Raw genomic sequence first — 2,575 nt, 5'->3', positions numbered from 1 at the left:
GCACATGCGCCAGAACAGGCCAAAAGATCGTGGTCTGGTTCATGAAGTGCCCCCTGCCCGGGTGGGCTTTGTGTGCGGCATCAAGCCTGGCGTGCCTGGCCTGCCAGCCAGAAGGCGGCAATGACGATCGCCGGGATGGCTAAAAGCGCGAATTTGGTCACGATCAGCAACGAGGCGAAAGACAGCGAATCCGGGTTCGCCGACAGGAAATCTGACAGAAGCCGCGCCACCGCGATGTTCTGGACGTAGTCGGCAAGCGTGTAGGGCAGAACCAGAACCAGCGCGAAGATCGACTGCAGCTGCCCCGGCAACACACGGAAAGCCCTTAATCGCCGACCGGTTGCCAGGATCAGGCTGACCAGCGTCACCGACAGCAGCGCCGGGAACAGCAGATCGAAGGTCAGATAGTGCCAGACGAGAATGATCTCGCCACCGCGCCGGCCGAGCGCCGTCAGCCAGGCCATGCCTTCGTCCGGGGTGAAGCCGAAAATACGCATGTCGAGTGACGGCAAGCCACCGCTCAACTGGCGAAAGTAGAAGAATTCCAGCACCGTCATGGCGATGAAAACCACCGCCGACAGGAAACAGAGCGCGCCCACATGGCGCGACAGCCGCAGGATCGTCGCCGTCAGGCTCCGCCCGAGCCCGTACTGGTCAGGCTCCGCCGGGATAGTTCGGGCTTTCGCGGGTAATCGTGACGTCATGGGCGTGGCTTTCACGAAGTCCAGCATTGGATATGCGCACAAAGGTGGCGCGTTCGCGGAAATCGGCAAGGTCGCGGCCACCAACATAACCCATAGCGGCTTTCAGCCCGCCTGCAAGCTGGTGCAGCACGCCAGACACAGGTCCTTTGTAAGGAACCTGCCCTTCGATGCCTTCCGGGACCAGTTTCAGCGTGTCGCGCACCTCGGCCTGGAAGTAGCGATCGGCTGAGCCACGGGCCATGGCGCCGACCGAGCCCATGCCGCGATACGCCTTGAAGGAGCGGCCCTGGTGCAGATAGACCTCGCCCGGGCTTTCATCGGTTCCGGCCAGCAGCGAGCCGATCATGGCGGCACTTGCGCCGGCGGCGAGCGCCTTGGCCAGATCGCCGGAATATTTTATGCCGCCATCGGCGATCACCGAGACGCCTGATTTGTGCGCCGTCTCGACAGCCGACATGATGGCCGAAAGCTGCGGCACGCCGACGCCGGCCACGATGCGGGTGGTGCAGATGGAACCCGGACCGATGCCGACCTTGACGGCGTCGGCGCCGGCGTCGATCAGCGCCTGCGTGCCCGCGGCGGTGGCGACGTTGCCGGCCAGGATGCGAACCGAGTTGGAGAGCTTCTTGGCGCGAGTCACCGCGTCCAGAACGCGCTGCGAGTGGCCATGCGCGGTGTCGATCACCAGAAGGTCGACGCCCGCATCGATGAGGCGTTCGGCGCGCTCGAAACCGTCATCGCCGACGCTGGTGGCGGCGGCGGCGCGCAAGCGGCCCTGCGCGTCCTTGGTGGCGTGCGGGTTGAGCTGCGACTTCTCGATGTCCTTGACGGTGATCAGCCCGACGCAATTGCCCTGCCTGTCGACGACCACCAGCTTTTCAATACGGTGCTGATGCAGAAGCCGCTTGGCTTCATCCTGGTCGACGTTCTCCTTGACCGTGATCAGGTTGTCACGGGTCATCAGTTCATGGACCTTCTGCGCCGGATCGGACGCAAAGCGCACGTCGCGATTGGTCAGGATGCCGATCAGCCGTCCAATCTTGTGGCCGCCGCTGCCGCCGTTCTCGACCACAGGAATGCCCGAGATCGAATAGCTGCGCATCAGGCCCAGCGCGTCGGCTAGCGTCGCGTCGGGGCCGATGGTGACGGGATTGACCACCATGCCGGATTCGAATTTCTTGACCTGCCGCACCTGCTCGGCCTGTTCGGCCGGCGAGAAATTGCGGTGGATGACGCCAATGCCGCCGGCCTGGGCCATGGCGATGGCAAGCCGCGCCTCGGTGACGGTGTCCATCGCCGCCGAGAGGATCGGCACGTTGAGGTCGATGTCGCCGGCGATGCAGGTGCGGACATCGGTCTCGCCGGGCATGACCTCGGAATGACCGGGCTGCAGCAGCACGTCGTCAAAGGTCAGCGCCAATGCGCCGGTGGACGTTTCGATGATTTTTGCCATGGCCAGCCCTCGGAATACAAAAAAGCGCTGGACCGGAATGGACAGCGCCGACTCGTTTCTTCCCTTTCAGGATTGGCGCTGGCTGGTACCACGTCCCGGCGCCGATGAAAAGCCGATGATTTCGCGCTCCCGCAAAGGTGACTTTTCGCCCGAAAAGATGCCACCTGTGGTTGCCGGTCGCACAAAAGTGACAGCAAATTAATGCGACATCCCGGCGAAGGCATGGTAACCGCCCGCCTCAAGGCCGACATGCAACCGGCAACGCAACATTCAAGTCTGGACGCGTTCCTTGAACCGCACCATCCCGCTCATACTGGCGGTCGCCCTTTTCATGGAAAACATGGATTCGACCGTCATCGCGACATCACTGCCGGCGATCGCAATCGACATCGATACCAGCCCGATCGCGCTCAAACTG

The 2,575-nt window shown here is 63.0% G+C and carries 3 protein-coding genes; 1 reads left to right on the top strand and 2 read right to left on the bottom strand.

The genetic code is table 11. The annotated features are described in order from the left end of the window. Nucleotides 1-80: 80 nt before the first annotated feature. Both EN935_RS30650 and guaB read right to left on the bottom strand, forming a co-directional pair. A complete protein-coding gene (locus EN935_RS30650) occupies nucleotides 81-704 on the bottom strand; it encodes a hypothetical protein (RefSeq protein ID WP_126068766.1) in 624 nt (207 codons plus the stop codon). Beyond that, entirely contained in the window at nucleotides 655-2,157 is a 1,503-nt protein-coding gene (gene guaB / locus EN935_RS30645; RefSeq protein WP_109668522.1) for an IMP dehydrogenase, read from the bottom strand. Before guaB ends, EN935_RS30650 begins: the two co-directional genes overlap by 50 nt. On the opposite strand from guaB, the gene EN935_RS30640 reads away from it, so the two are divergent. Next, a complete protein-coding gene (locus EN935_RS30640) occupies nucleotides 2,144-2,359 on the top strand; it encodes a hypothetical protein (RefSeq protein WP_127266228.1) in 216 nt (71 codons plus the stop codon). The two genes, guaB and EN935_RS30640, sit on opposite strands and share 14 nt — an antisense overlap. Nucleotides 2,360-2,575 lie beyond the last annotated feature (216 nt).

The organism is Mesorhizobium sp. M7D.F.Ca.US.004.03.1.1, assembly GCF_003998635.1.
GTDB classification, from domain to species: Bacteria; Pseudomonadota; Alphaproteobacteria; order Rhizobiales; family Rhizobiaceae; genus Mesorhizobium; species Mesorhizobium loti.
Note: the sequence above shows the minus strand (reverse complement) of the source record. Positions and strands in the feature narration are given on the sequence as shown.

Excerpts from the sequence above, each read along its gene's own strand:
- EN935_RS30650 (WP_126068766.1), bottom strand. The coding sequence starts at position 704 with ATGACGTCACGATTACCCGCGAAAGCCCGAACTATCCCGGCGGAGCCT.
- EN935_RS30640 (WP_127266228.1), top strand. The coding sequence starts at position 2,144 with ATGATTTTTGCCATGGCCAGCCCTCGGAATACAAAAAAGCGCTGGACC.
- guaB (WP_109668522.1), bottom strand. The coding sequence starts at position 2,157 with ATGGCAAAAATCATCGAAACGTCCACCGGCGCATTGGCGCTGACCTTT.